Origin of the sequence: Kitasatospora sp. NPDC059803 (assembly GCF_042732255.1) — a bacterium.
Taxonomy (GTDB): domain Bacteria; phylum Actinomycetota; class Actinomycetes; order Streptomycetales; family Streptomycetaceae; genus Kitasatospora.
Map to the genome: position 1 here is coordinate 79,513 of NZ_JBHWIJ010000001.1, position 19,074 is coordinate 98,586.

Annotated in this window: 17 protein-coding genes and 1 pseudogene; 8 read left to right on the forward strand and 10 right to left on the reverse strand. The window is 72.1% G+C overall.

Annotated features, from left to right (window positions below; all coding sequences use genetic code 11):
• Window positions 1-1,088 precede the first annotated feature (1,088 nt).
• The gene (locus ACFV6I_RS00400) at window positions 1,089-1,244 is read right to left on the reverse strand and encodes a hypothetical protein (RefSeq protein ID WP_380423102.1); all 156 of its coding nucleotides are present in this window, start codon (window positions 1,242-1,244) and stop codon (window positions 1,089-1,091) included.
• Window positions 1,245-2,164: 920 nt separating this feature from the next.
• On the opposite strand from ACFV6I_RS00400, the gene ACFV6I_RS00405 reads away from it, so the two are divergent.
• From ACFV6I_RS00405 to ACFV6I_RS00420, 4 genes are all read left to right on the forward strand, one after another.
• Window positions 2,165-2,749, forward strand: coding sequence for a hypothetical protein (locus tag ACFV6I_RS00405; RefSeq protein ID WP_380423103.1), 585 nt, complete (start codon window positions 2,165-2,167; stop codon window positions 2,747-2,749).
• A gap of 1,310 nt (window positions 2,750-4,059) precedes the next feature.
• On the forward strand, window positions 4,060-4,188 hold the full coding sequence (locus ACFV6I_RS00410) for a hypothetical protein (protein ID WP_380423104.1): 129 nt from the start codon (window positions 4,060-4,062) through the stop codon (window positions 4,186-4,188).
• Between the two features lie 81 nt (window positions 4,189-4,269).
• Window positions 4,270-4,536 (forward strand): SDR family oxidoreductase, encoded by a 267-nt coding sequence (locus ACFV6I_RS00415; RefSeq protein ID WP_380423105.1) that lies wholly within the window; start codon window positions 4,270-4,272, stop codon window positions 4,534-4,536.
• 229 nt (window positions 4,537-4,765) lie between these two features.
• The gene (locus ACFV6I_RS00420) at window positions 4,766-5,431 is read left to right on the forward strand and encodes a maleylpyruvate isomerase family mycothiol-dependent enzyme (protein ID WP_063352060.1); all 666 of its coding nucleotides are present in this window, start codon (window positions 4,766-4,768) and stop codon (window positions 5,429-5,431) included.
• Between the two features lie 39 nt (window positions 5,432-5,470).
• Here ACFV6I_RS00420 and ACFV6I_RS00425 read toward each other — a convergent pair whose 3' ends face one another.
• From ACFV6I_RS00425 to ACFV6I_RS00450, 6 genes and pseudogenes are all read right to left on the reverse strand, one after another.
• Window positions 5,471-6,151: a zinc-ribbon domain-containing protein gene (locus tag ACFV6I_RS00425; RefSeq protein WP_063352059.1), complete on the reverse strand. Its 681-nt coding sequence runs from the start codon at window positions 6,149-6,151 to the stop codon at window positions 5,471-5,473.
• A gap of 32 nt (window positions 6,152-6,183) precedes the next feature.
• Window positions 6,184-6,399: pseudogene (locus ACFV6I_RS00430) on the reverse strand (hypothetical protein); the annotation flags it as partial.
• Between the two features lie 164 nt (window positions 6,400-6,563).
• Window positions 6,564-8,087 (reverse strand): IPT/TIG domain-containing protein, encoded by a 1,524-nt coding sequence (locus ACFV6I_RS00435; protein WP_063352058.1) that lies wholly within the window; start codon window positions 8,085-8,087, stop codon window positions 6,564-6,566.
• A 697-nt stretch (window positions 8,088-8,784) separates the two neighbouring features.
• Window positions 8,785-9,114 carry a S1 RNA-binding domain-containing protein gene (locus ACFV6I_RS00440; RefSeq protein WP_380334631.1) on the reverse strand — a complete coding sequence of 110 codons (330 nt, stop codon included), beginning with the start codon at window positions 9,112-9,114 and terminating at the stop codon, window positions 8,785-8,787.
• Window positions 9,115-9,649: 535 nt separating this feature from the next.
• On the reverse strand, window positions 9,650-11,050 hold the full coding sequence (locus ACFV6I_RS00445; RefSeq protein ID WP_380423106.1) for a sensor histidine kinase: 1,401 nt from the start codon (window positions 11,048-11,050) through the stop codon (window positions 9,650-9,652).
• On the reverse strand, window positions 11,047-11,733 hold the full coding sequence (locus tag ACFV6I_RS00450) for a response regulator transcription factor (RefSeq protein ID WP_063352055.1): 687 nt from the start codon (window positions 11,731-11,733) through the stop codon (window positions 11,047-11,049). The genes ACFV6I_RS00445 and ACFV6I_RS00450 overlap by 4 nt, the downstream gene beginning before the upstream one ends.
• A gap of 63 nt (window positions 11,734-11,796) precedes the next feature.
• On the opposite strand from ACFV6I_RS00450, the gene ACFV6I_RS00455 reads away from it, so the two are divergent.
• From ACFV6I_RS00455 to ACFV6I_RS00470, 4 genes are all read left to right on the forward strand, one after another.
• On the forward strand, window positions 11,797-13,005 hold the full coding sequence (locus tag ACFV6I_RS00455; protein ID WP_063352054.1) for a glycosyltransferase: 1,209 nt from the start codon (window positions 11,797-11,799) through the stop codon (window positions 13,003-13,005).
• A 60-nt stretch (window positions 13,006-13,065) separates the two neighbouring features.
• Window positions 13,066-14,094 carry an SDR family NAD(P)-dependent oxidoreductase gene (locus tag ACFV6I_RS00460; RefSeq protein ID WP_063352053.1) on the forward strand — a complete coding sequence of 343 codons (1,029 nt, stop codon included), beginning with the start codon at window positions 13,066-13,068 and terminating at the stop codon, window positions 14,092-14,094.
• 130 nt (window positions 14,095-14,224) lie between these two features.
• On the forward strand, window positions 14,225-15,061 hold the full coding sequence (locus ACFV6I_RS00465) for a nucleotidyltransferase domain-containing protein (RefSeq protein ID WP_063352052.1): 837 nt from the start codon (window positions 14,225-14,227) through the stop codon (window positions 15,059-15,061).
• Between the two features lie 255 nt (window positions 15,062-15,316).
• Window positions 15,317-16,087, forward strand: coding sequence for a hypothetical protein (locus ACFV6I_RS00470; RefSeq protein WP_159398664.1), 771 nt, complete (start codon window positions 15,317-15,319; stop codon window positions 16,085-16,087).
• A gap of 71 nt (window positions 16,088-16,158) precedes the next feature.
• Here ACFV6I_RS00470 and ACFV6I_RS00475 read toward each other — a convergent pair whose 3' ends face one another.
• The 3 genes from ACFV6I_RS00475 to ACFV6I_RS00485 all read right to left on the reverse strand — a co-directional run bounded on the left by ACFV6I_RS00475 (window position 16,159) and on the right by ACFV6I_RS00485 (window position 18,508).
• Window positions 16,159-16,698 carry a hypothetical protein gene (locus tag ACFV6I_RS00475; protein WP_380423107.1) on the reverse strand — a complete coding sequence of 180 codons (540 nt, stop codon included), beginning with the start codon at window positions 16,696-16,698 and terminating at the stop codon, window positions 16,159-16,161.
• A gap of 94 nt (window positions 16,699-16,792) precedes the next feature.
• Entirely contained in the window at window positions 16,793-17,173 is a 381-nt protein-coding gene (locus ACFV6I_RS00480; RefSeq protein ID WP_363367504.1) for a VOC family protein, read from the reverse strand.
• 201 nt (window positions 17,174-17,374) lie between these two features.
• Complete coding sequence (locus tag ACFV6I_RS00485; RefSeq protein ID WP_063352048.1) at window positions 17,375-18,508, reverse strand: DUF4185 domain-containing protein; 1,134 nt, start codon at window positions 18,506-18,508, stop codon at window positions 17,375-17,377.
• Window positions 18,509-19,074 lie beyond the last annotated feature (566 nt).

The following is a 19,074-nucleotide window of genomic DNA, read 5'->3' on the forward strand; positions in this document are numbered from 1 at the left end:
CTTCTGGTCCGGGTGACGGTGGTGGTGCGTCTGCCCGGGGCACACGTGCTCACCGTGTCGGGTACAGCGATGGCAGGTCATGTGGTGGTGGATCAGGTGATCCGTCGACGGATGTGTGCCGTCGGAGAGCGGTTCACTTCGACCAGAGATACGGAGGATGTGTCATGGCAGGGTCGGCAGAGGGTGCCGCGAGGCTGCGGTGGGTTGTCGCGGGTGTTCCCCTCGGGTTGGGGTGCCTGTTGGGGGGCGGTGTGCCTCCCGCTGTGGCGGCCCCGGTCGGCGAGGCTTCCGCGGTTGCGGTCCGAGCGTCGGGGCAGGGGCAGCAGGAGTACACCACGCCCGGGCGGTACCGCTTCCGGGTGCCGGCGGGGGTGACCGCCGTGACCGCGTACGTGGTCGCCGGGGGCGGTGCCGGTGGCGTCGGCGGCGGTGGGGGAGCCGGTGGTGGTGGGGGCGGCGGGGGGAGCTACTTCGTGGGCCCTGCGGCCGGTGGCGGTGGGGGCGGGGGAGCCGGTGGCGGTGGAGGTGCCGGTGGCGGGGGCGGTGGCGGGGGTGCGTTCGTGTCCTGCACGCTCGCTGTCCAAGCCGGAGAGCAACTCGTGGTCCTCGTCGGAAGCCCCGGGACGCTGCTGCGCCAGGGTACGGGCGGTGCCGGAGGGTCCGGGGGAAGGGCCGATTCCCTCTTCTCTCCCGGTACGAGCGGCACCGCGGGCACGGCGGGCACCAGTACGTTCTCTGGCAACTACCCGGGCGGACCGTCCTTCGTCTCCGCCCTGACCAGCAAGGGACGCGCCGCGGCGCTCGGCGGGCAGCCGGGCGGAACGGGTGGCAGCGGCGGGGGTGGCGGCGGCGGTGGCCGGGGCGAGCGGGCAGGCGGCTCCGCCGGTGGCGTCGGCGGGCTGGGCGGTGCCGGAGTCCCGGGCGGCAGTGGCGGCGCCGGAGCAGCGGGCGGCAGGGTCAATGCCTGCACGGGTTCCAGCCCCGTCCTGGCCGATGGCGGCGGCGGCGCCTACGGCCGGGGCGGCCAGTCCAGTTCGGCCGCGCGAGCCGGTGGCACCGGCAGCGCCGGCCGCGTGGGGAGCGGCGGCTCATCCACGGGCGGGGGGAGCGGCGGTACCGGTGGTCAGGGCGGTGCGCCCGGCCAGTCCTCCGTGGCCCTGCCCGTCACCCTTCCCGCCGGTGTCGGTCAGGGCGGTTCCGGCCTTGACGGCGCGGGCGGCGGAGCCGGAGGCGGTGGAGGACACGGAGGCGGCCCCGACCCCAGCCCCGATAGCCAGGGCGGTCAGAACGGCACCGACGGAGGGGCCCCGGCCACCAGTGGCCACAACGGCGGACCCGGCTACGTCCTGCTCACCTGGTAGCGAGCCGCCCACAGAGGTGGTCAGGCCCCCGCCTCCGATGAGAAGCACACCGGCTACTGCGGATGCCCGGCGACGGTGGCGGTGTGGTGGGCGGCGGTCGATGCTCAAAGCGGGGCCGGTGCCAGGGCCGTGGCGGCGTGGGTCGTCCCCTTGCACGTTTCCGCGTCAACGGACCCGAGAGGCAGGACGACGTCATGGCCGGACAGAGTGGAGAGCCCTCTCGTTTGCGGCGGGCAGCGGTGGGCGTACCGGCGTTGGCGGGTGGCCTGGTGATGATGACCGGTGTGTTTCCGGCCTCGGCGGTCGCCGCGGGCGGGACGCTCCCGCGCATAGCGCAGCCCTCCGGGCAGAAGGAGTTCACCCGACCGGGAGATTTCGGTTTCTATGTCCCGGCGGGGGTGACGTCGCTGACTGTCTATGTGGTGGCGGGCGGCGGCCCCGGCGGTGTGGCCGGTGGGGGCGGTGGAGGTGGTGGCGGCGGTGGTGGCGGGAGCTACACGTTGGGGCCCGCCGCTGGTGGTGGCGGGGGTGGTGGTGCCGGTGGCGGGGGTGGTGGCGGCGGTGGGGGTGGCGGCGGCGGGTCCTTCGTGTCGTGCACGCTCGCCGTGAAACCGGGAGAGGAGATCTATGGCACCGTCGGGCGGCCGGGGAGCATCGTCAGCGGGGGGAAGGGCGGCGGCGCGGGGTCGGGCGGTAGGGCGGACTCCCTGTTCTCGCCCGGGCAGGACGGTACCCGGGGCGGGGCAGGGAGTACCGCCTACACCGGGAACATCCAGGGCGGGCAGTCGGTGGTCTACGCCCTGGTGAGCAGGGGACTCGCGGAGGCGGTCGGCGGCGCGGTGGGTGGAGCCGGCTCCGGGGGCGGCGGCGGAGGCGAGGGCCTTCGCGGTGAGCGGGCCGCCGGCACCAAGGGCGGCGTCGGAGGGCTGGGAGGCGGCCTCGCGGCGGGCGGCAGCGGCGGAGGTGGGGCAGCCGGCGGCAAGGCCAACCGCTGCACCGGGACCGGGGCCGTCCTGGTGGGCGGCAACGGGGGCAGTTCCGGTCAGGCCGGGACATCCAGCCGTGCGGCGTCGGCGGGCGGCACCGGGATCGCAGGTTCGGTGGGCAGCGGCGGCCCGGCGAGCCAGGGCGGAGTCGAGGGTTCCGGTGGGTCGGGCGGCGCAGCGGCGCAGCCTCCCGCTTCCCTGCCGATCACTCTGCCTGCGGGCGTCGGCCAGGGCGGCACCGGGGCTCCCGGCGGCGCGGGCGGTGCGGGCGGCAAGGGCGGCAACGGCGGAGGGCCGGTCCCCAGTCCCGGAAGCCAGGCCGGCACCGACGGCACGGCAGGCCTGTCCCCAGCCGCAAGCGGCGGCAACGGCGGACCCGGTTACGTCCTGATCACCTGGTAGGTAGTCGAGGGCCCCGTCATGCGGCGCGGGTCGGCCTGGACCGTGTGTGCAGCCGTCCCTGACGAGATCCTCCCGAACACGCCCGATGGCGCACCCGATACCACGAGTTCGCCTCGGTTCGCACCGTGCCGCCGACAATCCGCTCTCCGAAAGGGTGCCTCGACATGTCTGTACCGCTTCTACCCACGGTTTCCCGTGCTCCCCTGCACGGCGCACCGAGTTCCTCGGTCACCCACCGACCGCCGGCGCGAGGCCCGGTGGGGTCGCGCCGCCGCTCGCGCCTGCGGGTGTCCGTCGGCCTCGGCGCCATGCTGCTGGGGGCGGCGGTGTCCCCGTCCGCGGCAGCGTCTGCGCCGGCCGCGTCTACGGCGGCGCCGGCTGCGGCCGGGCGGCAGGAGTACACCGAGCCCGGAATCTACTACTTCGCCGTCCCTGCCGGGGTGACGTCGATGACCATCTACCTGGTCGGCGCCGGCGGCCCCGGCGGGGTGGGTGCCGGCGGTGGCGGCGGCGGAGGCGGCGGGGGCGGCGGGAGCTACTTCATCGGGCCCGCCGACGGGGGTGGGGGTGGCGGCGGCGCCGGCGGCGCAGGGGGCGGCGGTGGCGGTGGCGGCGGAGGTGGGGCGTTCGTGTCGTGCGTGGTGCCCGTCGACCCGGGCGAGCGGCTGGTCCTCGCGGTCGTTGCCGGAGCGGATCCCACGGGCGTGGGCACCGGCGGGAGCGGCGGTTCCGGCGGGCGGGCCGATGCCACGTTCACCCCGGGCACCGCCGGTGGAGGCGGGGGTACCGGCACAAGCGGTTCGCAGGGCTCCGCCAACAGCGGCGCGACCTCGGTCTGGGGACGTCACGTCCGTGCGGATGCACTGCCCGGAACGTTCGGCGGGGCGGGCGGTCCCGGAGGCGGGGGTGGCGGCGGGAAGCCCGGCGAACGCGCCGGCGGGACCCGGGGCGGAGTCGGCGGTCTGGGCGGAGCCGGGGCTCGGGGCGGGGCGGGCGGCGCGGGAGCCGCTGGCGGCCCCGCCGTCAGCGGCGGCCTGTTCCCGTCGAGGAACACGTGCAGGGGGACCGATGCCATCGGCTCCCCCGGCGCCCCCGGAACAGTCGGCGGGAGCGCCGGATCCACCTCCGATGCCCGCGCCGGCGGAACAGGCCTCCAGGGCCGTGAGGGTGACGGGGGTGCCGCATCGCAGGGGAGCTCCGGCGGCGGCGGCGGAACCGGCGGCGCGCCCGGACAGGCGACCGTACCCCTGCCCGCCGGCACCGGCCGGGGCGGTAACGGCCTGAGTGGCGCGGACGGGGGTGCGGGCGGCGTGGGCGGCCACGGCGGCGGCGTCACCCCCAGCCCCGAGGACACACCCGGCCAGGCCGGCGCCAGCGGCCGGAATCCGGCCGGCACCGGCAACGAAGGCGGCCCCGGCTACGTCCTCCTCACCTGGTAACCCACCCACGCACGACCGACTCGGCGGCGGCGCCTGCCAAGGTCCGGCTCAGACAACCTTGATGCCGAGTCGGAAACCTTGGTGGGCCGTCGGCCGAGGAGCCCGGCGCCGGCGGCGTCAGCGGGTTGCGGCCGTGACACCAGGCGCGAGCCGGGAACCGGCGAAGATCGGCTGACCACCAACGGCTCCGACTCGACGGCCCTCCGCCCCGGGCCCCGGGACCTGCCCGGCGGCCGCCTGGGCCGGCCGACGGAGGTCGCCGCCCTCGTGGCCTACTTGGCGAGCGAGGACGCCGGCTACGTCACCGGCGCCACGTTCGACATCAACGGCGGGACACACATGCGCTGACGGGCGGCTTGCAGCGGCACTGTGCGGTGCCGTGAGTCACAGGGTGGAGACGTTCACGGGTTTGCGGGCGCGGCAGTTCGGGGGTCTGGTACGGGTGGCGCGTGAGCGCGGCGGCAACGGGCCCGCGCACGGCTGCGGAGGATGCGCAGCGGCTTCACGCGTGCGAAGCTTCGCTTCGCCGGTGCCCGGTTCGGCGCCCGTCCGACTACCGCACAGGAGCAGTGCCCGCATGCCACCGTCGACACCGAACGACAGTCCTCGACCCGCGACGGACACCTGGGAGCAGGTCCACGCCGAACGGGCAGCCCTGGCCGCCGACCTGGCGGGACTGGACGAGGGGCAGTGGGCCACCCGGTCCCTCTGCGACCGGTTCACCGTCCGCGAGGTGCTCGCGCACATGACCGCCGGGGCGAGCCTCGGCCCGGTGCGGTGGATGGCGGGTGTGGTCCGCTGTCGCTTCGACTTCGACCGGCAGGTTGCCCTGCGGCTGGCCGAGCACATGGGCGCCGCTCCGGCCGAGACGCTCGCGCGGTTCCGCCAGGTGATCACCAGCACGACCAAGCCGCCCCTGCCGAGAGTGGCGATGCTCGGGGAGACCGTCGTGCATGCGGAGGACATCCGCCGACCGCTCGGTATCGAGCGCGACTACCCGGTTGACGTCCTGACCGCCCTGGCCGCCTACTACCAGGGCTCCGACCTGCCCGTCCTCTCCAAGAAGCGTGCCGCAGGCCTGCGGCTGGCGGCCACCGACGGCCCCTTCGTCGCCGGTGACGGCCCACGGGTGTCCGGCACCACCCTGGCCCTGGTCATGGCGATGGCCGGCCGCGCGCCCTACTGCGACCAACTCGACGGCGAAGGGGCCGTCGTCCTGCGCGAGCGCCAGGCGACAGCCTGAGGCCGCACCTTTTGCCGTCACGGCGTGTTCCGTGATCAATCAGTGTTCGGACGTCCAGCGTTTCACCCGCTCGATCACACCGTCCGGGTCGGAGACGGTCGAGTGGACGGTGAACTCGGCGTACCCGGGATCGTCGATCGGCAGCGCGGGCAACGGATGCTCGCGCAGCCGCGCGACGAGGTACCCCGCAGCCGGCAGGTCACGGGACTTCTCCTCGTCGACATCGGCCTTGTCCGCGTGCCAGTAGGACCCGTCGTACTCCACGGCGAGCTTCCGGCCGCCGGAGAGTTCGACCGTGATGTCGACGTGCCAGACGCTGCGCCGGACGAACGCGGCATGGCGTACGGCCTGACCGGACGATGCTCTGCCGAACGCGCGTTCGGCGGCCGCGTGGTGGTCGAGCTCGATCCGGGACTTGCCGTGTTCCCTGCACTCGGGGCACCCGCTGCCGGCCGCGCGGGAGGCTAGGGGTGTCTGCCACACGTGCGCGGGGTCGGCGGTGCAGACCCATGTCGGGACGAAGGCCGTCTGACCGCTGGGGCGCACGTGCCAGGCCGAGAGCGGGTTCACGGACGACCACTCGGCGGCGAGTTCCGGGAAGTGGAACGCGAGCGAGTCGAGGATCGTGCGGCATTCGGGGCAGCGCAGGCGCTGCCCCTTGTCCCGCTGCTCCGGCGTGTCCTGCCACTCGTGGTCGCAGCAGGGGTCCTGCCCTGCCACCACACCGTTCTGCGTGACCCGGGGGAGAGCTTGGCCAGGCTGATGCGGCCGTTGCGGGTCGGGTGCCACTGGGAAGCGATCTCCGGACCGATCCTGAACGGGGCGGGTTCGACGGCGACGGCTTCCAGGGTTTCCAGCCGGGCGGTGCGGCTCTCCTGGCTCCGGCAGGAGGGGCAGCCCGAGTGCAGGTAGGTGTACGGGGATATTCGCGGGTGGTGCCCCTGCGGACAACGGAGGGGTCGTTGCAACAGTGCTGGTCGCAGCCATCAACGAATGGCTGGGACCAGCACTTTCGAAACGCGCCCCAGCAGTGATCACAGCGCAGGACTGTGTGACGAGCTCTCAGGTCTCCGTTCCCCGGGCTACTACGCCAAGAGCCCTGCTCCGCCTTCGTCTTCTGCCTCCTCGCCGGCTACGGGATGATGACGCCTGCGTTGGCGGTGGAGGGCAGCAGGCCGGCGGTGCCGGCGAAGGCGGCGGTGTAGCCGTCGTTGGCGAGGATCAGCGGGAAGGTGATCGCCTCGGAAAGCTGGGCGGTGCCTTCGGCGTTGGTGATGGCGGTGCCCAGGGTCCGGTTGCCGGTGCTGAAGGTGATGGTCTGGCCGGGCACCGGCAGTCCGGTGACGAGGTCGACCAGGGTGGCGTTGAGGAACGGGTAGAACACTTGCGGCGGGAACAGCTTGGCCAGCGCCGGGGTCGCGGTCAGCGAGGTGGCGTCGGCCAAGTAGGTGAAGCCGTTGACCAGACTGGCGGTGCCACTGGGGGTGGCGACGGTGACGGTGGCCGGTCCGGCCGCCCCGGGCGGGGTGGTGGCGGTGATCTGCGTGCCCGCGGCATTGACGATGACGTTGGTGGCGGGGTTGCCGCCGATGGTGACGCTGGCGCCGGTCAGGTTGGTACCGGTGATGGTCACCACGGTGCCGCCGGTGGTGGATCCGTGGTTGGGACTGATGCCGCTCAGCGTGGGCGCGCCCTGAAAGACGCTAACGCTGTTCGACCCGAAGTTGGCGACATAGACCTTGCTGTTGGGGGCGACCGCCACGTCGATCGGCTCGGTGCCGACGGGGATGGCGGCGCCCACCACGGTGTTGGTGCTGGTGTCGATCACCGTCACGTTGTTGGCCCCGAGGTTGGCCGTGTAGACGATGCCGTTGGTGGCGGCCGCGATTCCCCAAGGGCTGGAGCCGACGGGGATGCTGGGGACCAGGACGGTGTTGGTGGTGGTGTCGATGACCGTCACGTTGCTGGATGCGATGTTGGCGACGTAGGCGTTGCCGTTGGGGGCGATCGCGATGAAGTTCGGCTGGGTGCCGACGGGGATGGCGGCGCCCACCACGGTGTTGGTGCTGGTGTCGATCACCGTGACGTTGTTCGACCCTCGGTTGGCGACATAGGCGTTGCCGTTGGGTGCGACGGCCATTCCGACCGGGTTGGAGCCGACGGCGATGGGCCCGCCCGTAACGGTGTTGGTGGTGGTGTTGATCAGGGACACGCTGTTCGCGAAGAACTGGCTGACATAGACGTTGCCGCTGGGAACGACCACCGCCGCGGCCGGACCGCCGGACAGCGGGATCGGGGCGCCCACGAGCGTGTTGGTGGCGGTGTTCAGCACCGACACGTTGGCCGAGCCGTTGTTGGGGATGTAGGCGTTGCCGTTGGGGGCGACCGTCAGCCAGCTCGGGGTGGTGCCGCCTTCGGGGATGCTCGCGATGGTGACGGTGTCGGTGCTGGTGTCGATCAGCGTCACAGTGTTCGAGCCGCTGTTGGTGACGTAGAGGTCACCGCTGGGGGTGAACGCCAGCCCGACAGGACTGGTGCCGACAGCGATCGTAGGGTCTTCGGGGCCTGCCGCCGCCACCTGGCCGGTGGGGGCGTGGCCAACAGGGCTGGGGATCGGCAGCAGTTCCTGCGCTGCTATCTGAACGTCCGTACTCATGCGGACCCCTTCGGTGGGGGCTGCCCTCGTCCCGTCGAGCCGTCGTGTAGAAATCGTCCAGGACCGCAGATCCCGCCCTGGGGCACATCGACGACTGACCGCACACTGGGCATAGCCACGGGCCGCTCACCCTGAGGAGGGATAGGCAGCCCGGCGGTTGAATTAACCCTTTCATCCCCGCAACGCCGTTGGGTGAAACGCCACTTCGTACCGAAAGCGCGGCATTCTCACAGAAACCATCGGCCCGATCCTCGCCTTGACCGTCACCGCTGCGAGCCGGCCCGAGAGCGTCCGTTCGAGTTCATTTGTGATCGAACTTCACAGGGAACTGGAGGTGGCCTATGGCGAACTTCTCGCCCAGCGAGGGCGTTCTGCGAACCTTTGTCGGATTTCAGCTTGAGTTGGGGGCAGGTGGCGCCACTGGCAGCCGGTACGGGCCTGGTAAAGGATCGCCCGGGTAGGCCCTGCCCTCGCCCATGCCCACAGCAGGCCGCATCCCCGATGGACGTCAACCCTCGTAAGCATAAGGCGAGTTCGAAACAACGGATGAAACAATCAGACTTTCACAGGACTCCCTCTCGGCGGCAACCACTGAACTCCGGCGCGGTCATGAGCCAGGACACGGTAGTTGGAACCAGTAGGACCAGGCGAGCTGGCGTCTTCTGATCAGCGGGACGTGATTGTTGGCACCGGGTGGTCACGCTTCTTGCGACCAGTCGTGAGATGTGTCCGCTCCGCCGGCCGCGCGTAGCCGTACCCGGTGACGCTGGAGGTCGACCTCGGCTACGTTCACCGTGATCAGCTCGCCTTCATCGACAAGCAGATCCGGAGTCTCGACCGGTTCGCCGGTCAGCTCAGAGAGATGAGGGAATCCCACAACGTCGGGATCAAGCTGCGCGAACACGCCAAAGGGAATGATCTCGGCTTTCTCCCCTTCGGCATCTACGAGCTGCACGAGGACATCCGCTCCGTCGAACCCGGTGACCTTCACCGTTCTCATGGCCCCCGGCCGGAGCTGGTTGATCAAGGACTGCATACGAGGGGCAGGGGCCGGCTCGGACATGGAGGTGAGCTTAGTCGGCGCCGGCCGCACCGGTTTCAACTCTCGTGAGCAGACCCCACTCAACGCGTCGCTGGCTCAGGCGACTCAGCGTGGCGAGACCAGGGCGCCGCCACCTGTCGGTTCCAACCGCCAGGTACCGGTTCCAGTCACACGAGCCCGGCAACGGTGACGGTACGGGGGTCCTCGTCGTTGGCTGGAGGTCTGTCGCGCGCGGTTCGGGTTGGTCTGGCACCGGCAACCGAACGCGATGTCCCCCCAGCCGTTCGGCGGCGAGGCGGCTGCAGTACCTGCACCGGACGTGGTGGGGGTCGTCGGAGTAGGACGGGTCGGTCAGCGCTGCCAGGTGGTCGTAGCCGTGCTTCTCCGCGTACTCCCTCGCCTCCGACACGGAAACCGGCGTCAGGTCCGCGTACGCGCCGTGGCGCCGTCGTTTGCCGCCAACCGGCAGCGCGGTGACGGGTGGGCGCTCGGACGGCGGGTCGGAAGCGGGCCGTCCCGTTCAGCCCGGCAGCCGCAGGCGGAACAGCGCCCCGCCGCCGGGGGCGGCCTCGGCGGTGAGGGTGGCGCCGTGCGCGTGGGCGATCTGGCGCGCCATGGCGAGCCCGAGCCCGGAGCCGGGCAGGGCGCGGGCGGCGGAGGCCCGGTAGAAGCGGTCGAAGACGTACGGCAGGTCCTCGGGCGCGATGCCGGGGCCGTGGTCGCGGACGGTCAGTTCCAGTCCGGCGGTGAGCCGGACCTCGACCGTGGCGCCCGGCGGGCTGAACTTGGCCGCGTTGTCGAGGAGGTTGGAGACCAGTCGGGCCAGCCGGGCCGGTACGCCGGGGACGGTGCGCTCGGCGGCGCCGTGGCCCGGGGCGCCGTCCGCGTCGTCGTCCAGGGTGAAGGCGATCGCCGGCCAGTGGCCGCGCGCGGTGTCGACGCAGTGCCCGACGAGCCGGCCGACCGCGACCTGTTCGAGCAGCGGCTGCGGCTCCTCGTCGCGGGCCAGCTCGATGAGGTCGTTCACCAGTCCGGTCACCTCGCGTAGCTGGCGGTGCAGCGCGGCCGCCGCCCGCTCCCGCTGGCCCTCGGTCAACCGGTCGGCACGGGCCAGCAGTTCGGCGTTGGTGCGCAGCGCCGTCAGCGGGGTGCGCAGCTCGTGCGAGGCGTCGGCGACGAGCCTGCGCTGGGCGGCCACGGACTGCTCCAGTTCGCCCAGCATGGTGTTGAAGCTGCCGGCCAGCCTGGTCAGTTCGTCCTCGCGGCGCCCGGGCGGCAGGTCGATCCGCAGCCCCGCGTCCCGGGTGTCGGCGATCCGTTCGGCGGTGCGGGTCAGCCGGGCGACCGGGGCGAGGGCGGTGCGGGCCACGGTGCGCCCGAGGACGGCGGCCAGCAGCAGGCCCGCCGCCGCGACGGCCGCCATCAGCGCGCCGGCCTGCCGCACCCCCTCCTGGACGCTGTCGGCGCGCAGCGCGACCTGGACGGCCTGCCGGGCGCCGGGCGGCGCCGCGATCATCGGGGTGGTGAGCATCCGGGCCGGGTGGCCGCCGATGGTGAGGTCGGTGAAGTAGCCGGCCCGCTGCCGGTTCGCGACCTGGCGGGTGGTCTGCGTGACGGGCAGCAGGTACGGCTCGTTCGGCGGTTTGCCGGGGTCGGCGGAGACGATCTGCGCGCAGGCCGGGGCGGCCAGGAAGTTGCACTCGCCGTAGACGACCTGCGGCCCCTGGTCGCGGTGCTGCTGCTGCACCAGGGTGGCCTGCTGGGTGAGGTGCTGATCGAGCTGGTGGTTGAGCTCGTAGCGGACGATGCTGAACGCGGCCGCGCTGATCCCGAGCGCCACCACGGCGACCGCGGCCGTGCAGGCGAGGGCCAGCCGGGTGCGCAGCGGGCGCCGGCGTCGCCAGCGCGCGTGCGCCCTCAAGCCCGGTCCAGCCGGTAGCCGACCCCGTGCACCGTGTGCACCAGCCGGGGTTCGCCGCCGGCCTCCAGCTTGCGGCGCAGGTAACCGACGTAGACGGCGAGGGAGTTGGAGTCGGGGCCGAAGTCGGCGCCCCACACCCGCTCCATGATCACCTCGCGCGGGAGCACCTGGCCGGGGTGGCGCAGCAGCACCTCCAGCAGTGCGAACTCGGTGCGCGAGAACTCCACCGGCCGCCCGGCCCTGCTCCCGGTCCGGGTGGCCGGGTCGACCTCCAGGTCGGCGAAGCGGTAGCCGGGCTCCTCGGCGGCCGGGGCGCTGCGCCGCAGCAGGGCGCGCAGTCGGGCGGTCAGCTCGTCCAGCGCGAACGGCTTGACCAGGTAGTCGTCGGCCCCCGCGTCGAGGCCGTCGACGCGGTCGCTCACCGAGTCGCGCGCGGTGAGCACCAGGATCGGGAGCCGGTCGCCCAGGGCCCGCAGTCGGCGGCAGACGGCCAGGCCGTCGAGGACGGGCATCATCAGGTCGAGGACCATCGCGTCGGGCTGCCAGCCGGACACCTCGTTCAGCGCCGCCAGCCCGTCGGCGGCGCCGCGCACCTGGTAGCCCTCGACGGCCAGCCCGTCCTCGACGGCGGCCCGTACCTCCGGATCGTCGTCGACGACCAGCACTCTCTGCCCGTTGCTCATGCGGACAACCCTCTCAGAACGACTCTGAGAACTCTCTTAGGCGGCCTCAGCAAGCTCGACGGCATGCGGACAGAACACGGCAACCATGCCAACCACGATCCGGCCCACCCCCTGTCGGTGGTGATCGGCGCCGGCGGCACCGGCGGACACATCTACCCGGGCCTCGCACTGGCCGAGGCGCTGCGCAGAGCCGACCCGCGGGCCGTGATCTCCTTCGTCGGCACCGAACGCGGACTGGAGACCACCCTCATCCCGCAGGCCGGCTACCGGCTGCACACCGTCGACATGATCCCCTTCGACGCCTCCCTCGGCGCGCGCCGCTACCTGCTGCCCGCGGCGCTGCTGCGCTCCGGCCGGGACTGCCGGGAGATCCTGCGGGCCCAGGGCGCGCAGGTCGCGGTCGGCATGGGTGGTTATCCGAGCGCGCCGGTGATCGTCGGCGCCAAGATGGCCGGGCTGCCGAGCGTGGTGCACGAGTCGAACGCGGTGCCCGGGCGGGCCAACCGCTTCGCCGCCCGGCTCACCCCGCACATCGCGCTCGCCTTCGACCGCACCCGCGAGCACCTGCCCGCCGGCCGTTCGGCGCAGACCGTCGGGATGCCGCTGGTCGGCGCCGTCGCCCAGCTCGACCGGGCGGCGCTGCGCGCCGAGGCCCGTCGGCACTTCGCCGTCCCGGACGGCGTCCGGCTGCTGGTCTTCAACGGCGGCAGCCTCGGCGCCGCCCGCCTCACCGCGGCCGCCGTCGAACTGGCCGGACGCTGGCGCCACCGCACCGACCGGCGGTTGCTGATCAAGACCGGCCCGGCCGCGCTGGCACAGGTCCGGGCCGCACTGGACGGCAACCCGGTGGCGCACGCCGTCGCCTACCTGGACCGGATGGACTTCGCCTACGCGGCCGCCGACCTCATGGTGTGCCGCGCCGGCGCGGCCACCGTCGCCGAACTCTCCAGCCTCCGGATGCCCGCCGTGCTGGTGCCCTACCCGCACGCGCCGCACGACCACCAGACCCACAACGCACGCGTCCTCTCCGACGCCGGCGCCGGCCTGCTGCTGCCGGACGGCGAGTGCACCGGCGAACGGCTGGCCGCCCTCGTGGAACCCCTGCTCGCCGACCCGGCCCGGCTCGCCGCGATGGCGCAGGCCGCCGACCCGGGCGACCACGCGCGCGCCGCCGACCTGCTGGCCGCCAAGGTGCTCCGCGTCATCGGCCGGACCCCGGCACCCGCGCCGCCCGCCGTCCCGGCCCCCGTCCCCGGCCCGTACGACCGCTGACCGCTCGACCGCTTGACCACTGACCGCCGACCACCCGCCCCGAACCACCGGAGGACCACCATGAACCGCCCCGCCCACCCCAACACCCCCGCCGCACACCAGGACTGGACCGGCCGGACCGTCCTGGTCACCGGCGCCGAAGGCTTCATCGGCAGCACCCTCGTCGACCTGCTGGTCGCCCGCGGCGCCCGCGTCCGGGCCCTGGTCCACTACAAGCCGTACGCCGAGCGCGGATACCTCGCCCACTACCTGGCCGACCCCGACAGCCCCGTCGAGATGCTCGCCGGCGACGTCCGCGACGCCGGCCGGGTCCTGGACGCCGTCGCCGGCTGCGACACCGTCTTCCACCTCGCCGCGCTCATCGGCATCCCCTACAGCTACCAGGCCCCCGAGGCCTACGTGCAGACCAACGTCGTGGGCACCCAGAACATCGCCGCCGCCTGCCTGCGGCACGGCGCCCGCCTGGTGCACACCTCCACCAGCGAGGTGTACGGGACCGCGATCACCGCACCCATCGACGAGCACCACCCGCTCCAGCCGCAGTCCCCGTACTCCGCCTCGAAGATCGGCGCGGACATGATGGCACTCTCCTACTGGCACGCCTTCGAACTGCCGGTCGCCGTCGTCCGCCCGTTCAACACCTACGGCCCGCGCCAGTCCGCCCGCGCCGTCATCCCCACCATCCTGGCCCAACTCCACTCCGGCGCACGGGAGATCAGGCTCGGCTCGACCACCCCCACCCGGGACTTCACCTACGCCACCGACACCGCGGAAGGCTTCCTGGCCATCGCCCGCGCCGACCGCGCGCTCGGCGAGACCGTCAACCTCGGCACCGGCAGCGAGGTGTCCATCGGCGACCTGGCCAAGGCCCTGATCGTCGCCTCCGGCCGGGACGCCGACATCGTCGTCGACCCGACCCGGCTGCGCCCCGGCGGCAGCGAGGTCGAACGGCTGCTCTCCGACAACCGCAAGGCATGCGACCTGGCCGGCTGGCAGCCCCAGGTCGGCCTGGACGAGGGCCTGCGCCACACCTCCGACTGGGTCGCCGAACACCTGCACCTGCTCGCCCCGGACCGCTACCAGGTCTGACGCCGCCCCTGCGGCCAACTGTCCCATCGGGCAGGGGCCTTGGTGCCGGAGCCGACCACCGGCTCCGGCACGCACCGCCCTCGAAGCCCCCGCATCCGATGACCACCGGCGGAAACGGCTGGCCCGACGCATGGGTGACTGCCAGACTCGCTCCGTGCGAGCGATCATCGAGGAGATGGCCAACCGCCTGGCCGAGGTGCCGGGCGTCGTCGGAGTCATGCTCGGCGGCAGCCGGGCCCGCGGAGAGCACCGGCCGGATTCGGACTGGGATCTCGGCGTCTACTACCGTGGCGGGCTCGATCTCGCCGCGTTGCGCGCGCTGGCCGGCCCCGAGGTGGAGGTGGCCGGCCCGGGCGGCTGGGGGCCGTGGGTGAACGGCGGCGCGTGGCTGCAGGTCGACGGCGTGGCGGTGGACTGGATCCTGCGGGACGTGGACCGGGTCGAGCAGGTGTGGGCGGACTGCCGCGAAGGCCGGTACGAAGTCGGCGTGCAGGCGGGACATCCCCTCGGCTTCTGGTCGCCCTGCTACGCGGGCGAGGTGGCGCTCGGCCAGGTCCTGGCCGACCCGGCCCGCGAACTGACGGACCTTCAGCAGAAGGCCTCGACCTACCCCGAACCGTTGCGAGAGGCCTTGGCGGCGGGAGCCTGGGAGGCGGAATTCCTGGTCGGCGCCGCAGCAAAAGGCGCGGCACGGGCGGACACGTTGTACGTCTCACTCTGCCTGTCCCGGGCCGTCGGCGTGCTGGTGCAAGCGATGTTCGCCGACGGCCGGCGCTGGTGCCTCAACGAGAAGGGCGCGCTGGCCGTCGCCGAGACACTTCCGGCCGCGCCAACCGGCTTCGGCCCACGAGTCCGCCGCCTGTTGGGGGCGCCCGGAGAGAGCGCCGAACTGCTGGCGGCCACAGTGGCCGAGGCACGGGCGCTGGTCGAGGAGACCCTCGCCGCGCTTCGGAGCCGCACCGAGTAGCAGCACACACCTTGAGCCGGGCGCCTTGCCGCTGGCGGCTCGTCGGCTCACCGGTGTTCGACATCGCTGGGGCAGCGCCAAACAGTGCGGAGAACTCACGTCTGCGGGCGCGGCTGCTGCCGTCCCGCCCAGTCGGGAGCGAAGAGCGGAGCCCCCGTGTCCTCCGCTTGCGCTAGTCTCCGGCAAATGTCAAGGATTGATCGATCTTTCGTTCGGAGCAGGCGGGGCACCTCCGCCCTCCGGATCCGGGCGGTTGTGGGCATCGTCCTCGGTGTCGCCGCGTTGACCGGCTGCGACCCGAGTGGTGCCTCCACGACCCCCGCGAAGGGGCCGTCCCAAGCAAGTAGCGCGACCGATGCGGCGCCGACTGCCGCAACTCCCGCCACACCTGCCGCTGCACCAGGCCCGACAGCCACATCACTGTCCTTCAGTTACCACGCGCTGGGCAAACATGAGTACATCGATCAGACGCTGTCCATCGACAACGACGGGCAGGCCAGCGCGGCGCCCACTCTGACGATCACGGCAGTGGACGGCAGCGGTAACGATCTGCCCGACGTGCAGGTCACCACGGCGTACGGGAGTGACCGAGGCAGTCTCGTCATCCAGCCCGGCGGTGGCTACGACGTCCTGGCCTTCCACGGGGCTGACGCCCAACGGGTCGCCAATGTCAGAGTGACCGTCAAAGAACTCGCCGCGGCGGACCTTCCGGCGGACGCGTCCGCGGTCGAGGCCGAGCCGGCGGATTCCGCAGGCCAGCAGCTGACCAAGTTCGACGCATTCGACCAGGTCATCGTGAAGAACCCGAACAACGCGGCCGTATCGGTCCGGATCGTCTACCTGGTCTACAACCAGACACCGGCCGGAACGCCCCAGCAGGCGATTGAAGTGGTCCCGATCGGCGGGCTGATCACCGTTCCTCCCGCAGGCACCGTTTCCGTGGCTGTGTCTGGAGACGCAAGGACGGCCGTTCAGAAATACTCGGGTGGACCGGCCGTGAGCGTCAAGGCCTACTTCTCCCGTTAGCCGATCGCGCGGGGCCATCGGACCCCGGCCCCGCGCCATCGGGCGAGCAGCGAACCGCCGGACGGCGGGAATCAGCTGGTTCGGTCCTTCGGGTTCACCGTGCAGAAGTACACGCGGTTGGTCTGCCTGTCGAAGTAGAAGCTCCCCGTGTACTGGGTCCGCGTGACCGACTTGTCGAAGGCCTCACTGTGGAGCCACGCCATCGTGTCCCCGACCTCGGCGGCTATCTCCTGCGGGACACCGCATCCGATGCCGCCCTCCCGCCACGTCCCGCTGCCCGTGATCGCCGTCAGCGTCGCCGGATCGAGCTTCGCCACCCCGTCCAGGCTCACGTCGGTCGGACCGGGGACCTCCGGCACGGAGTTCTTCGTCAGCACCCGGCCGACCCACTTCGTCGCGGACAGCTCACCCAGCTGCGGGAAGTGGCGCTTCAACGGTTCGACATCCGTCCGCACCTCCGCCGGGGTCGTCGCGACGGCAATCGGGCGGCGGCCCTCACCTTGCCCGGCGGCGCTGCTCTCCGGTGCGGACGCACAGCCCGAGGCGAGCAGCGCCGCGGCGGGAATCAACAGCAGAATCCCAGCGCCGCCCGCTCGCTGCTTCACCTTCACCGGCGCACGTTTCACGGGTTCGTCCTCCCTGGCCTTCTCGGTTGAACGTCTCTGCACACGACTTTCGCCACGTCAGATTCGAGGCCGATGGGCATCAGAGCGGGTCGATGCGGGCCTTGAGCAGGCAGAACTCATTGCCTTCGGGGTCGGTCAGGACATGCCACTGCTCCTGCCCGGTCTGGCCGATGTCGGCCGGGCGGGCGCCGAGCGCCAGAAGGCGTTCGAGCTCGGCGTCCTGATCGCGGTCGGTGGCGTTCACGTCGATGTGCAGCCGGGACTTGCCCGGCTCCGGTTCGTCCCGGCGGCTGAGGAAGATCGTCGGCTGCGCACCGCCGAACCCTTCGCGCGGCCCGATCTCCATCGAGCCGTCGTCCTCGCGACCGAGCACGACGAAGTCAAGGACCTCGCACCAGAACCGCGCCAGCACCTCGGGGTCGCGGCAACCGAGCACCAGCTCACCGATACGACACGCCATGACGAATACCTGCTCTCAGCCGGGGAACCGCCGGGGAGACCACACGCGAACGGCGCGGGCTCCCGGCGGCGAAACAACCCCGCGACCGTACCGGACGAGGCGAGCACGGTCGACACGATTTCCGGGCCGACGCGAGGCCGACGCGAGGCCGCCCCGGGCCGACGCGAGGCCGGCGGCATCGGGCCCGAAGCCGGTACGCGCTCAGGACAGCATGTTGACCCGGTACTGCATGATCCGGTAGTTCGTCGGGTCGTACCACTGGCTGACGACGATGTGGAAGTTGCCGAACGTCGAGCCGGGGATGACGAAACCGCCGTACGGGCTGGCGACCAGGTTGGCGACCTCCTGGCCCGGGGCGCAGGGGAGGATCATGGCCTGCTCCAGCGTCGTGGTCAGGTCCGAGGTCGGGAGGGCGAAGACCATCGCCCTGATCGACAACTGGTCCATGTTCAGCCACGTGAGGACGTACTTGCCGTCCATGGCGCGGAAGCACATCTCGCCCCACTTGCGGGTGCCGAAGACGGTCGTCGGGGCGGGCGCGTTCCACCGCCAGCCGCCGTCGGCGTAGCCCCACGGCTCGTAGGCGTCCGGATTGCCGAGGCTCTCCTTCCGTACCCGGTGCAGCAGCATTCCCGATTCCACGTCGCGGTTGAAGACCGTGGACAGGACGTAGCAGTAGCCGTCGTCGGCCACGGCGTACGTCTTCTGCTGGAACTGGCCGCCGTACAGGTCGCCCGGCCACTGGCACAGGTACTGCCAGGTCTCACCGTTGTCGGTGGAGCGCCAGAAGTCGGTGTGGTGGGTGTCGTAGATGACGCCGCGCATGAGGTGCATGTACATCACGCCGTCGACGACGAACACGTCGGACGGGATCGCCGTCGTGGCCTTGTCGCCGACGGGGTTGTGCGGCTCGTCGACCAGGCTGTTGGCGTGGCTGCCGCCGACGCTGCCGTCGATGCGCAGGTTGTTCAGGTCGGCGCTGCTGGAGCGCAGGCCGACCGGGGCACGCCAGTCGGCAGCGCCCACCTGGGCGCCGTCGAAGGTGTCGCCGCAGACGAAGAGCATGGTGCCGTCCGGACACAGCACCGGGATGCCGAGGTCGGTCCACGGCGAGGCGAACGGCCCGGTCTCGACCGGGCCGCTGAGGTTCTTCACCTTGGTCGCGACCGTCGGGCTCGGAGGGTCGTTCGGACCGCCGGCGATCGCCGCGGGGGCACCCGAGCCGATGGCCCCCGCCCCCACGGCGACGCCGATGCCGATCTTGAGGACCCTGCGGCGGGAGGGCCCGCCGGTCGTCGCGTCGTTCCCGCCCGATGAGCCCGATGAGAGTGTCATTTCTGCCGATGGCCTTTCCGAGTCGACGAATTCCCGTGGCACCGAACGGATCGCGCACCTCGGCGGCGACGGGTCGCCACCGAGGCTACGGCGCCCCGTCGCCCTGCCGTCGATCGGTGGGCAAACCTTCACCCAAATTGGCTATGCCACACGGAAGTTCCGCATCCGGACGTGGACCGGCCGAGGTGAGATAGGGCCGAATGTCCGCAGCCGGGCGGCCCACCGACCACCGGCCGCCCCGTGACCCGAGCCCGGACGAGTCCGGACGAACGCGGCGAGCAGCAGGGGCTCTCCCGGGCGCAGGTTTCGATCGATCGGCGCGTGCATGCCGTCTCACGCCCCCTGATCGAGACGTGAGCATCACATATCGTATGCATATCGCTACCGTTGGAATATGACGCACTCTCGAGTCCGCAGTCTCCTCGTTCGTGGGGTCGTGGCCTTCGTGCTCCTGGCTGCGCCCCTTGGGGCGCCGGGCGCCTCCGCACCCACTCACGGAGAGGGCGCGCGGCCCCTCAACAGAAACACTCTCCCCCGCGAGCCAGACCTCTCTCACCAAGCGGTGG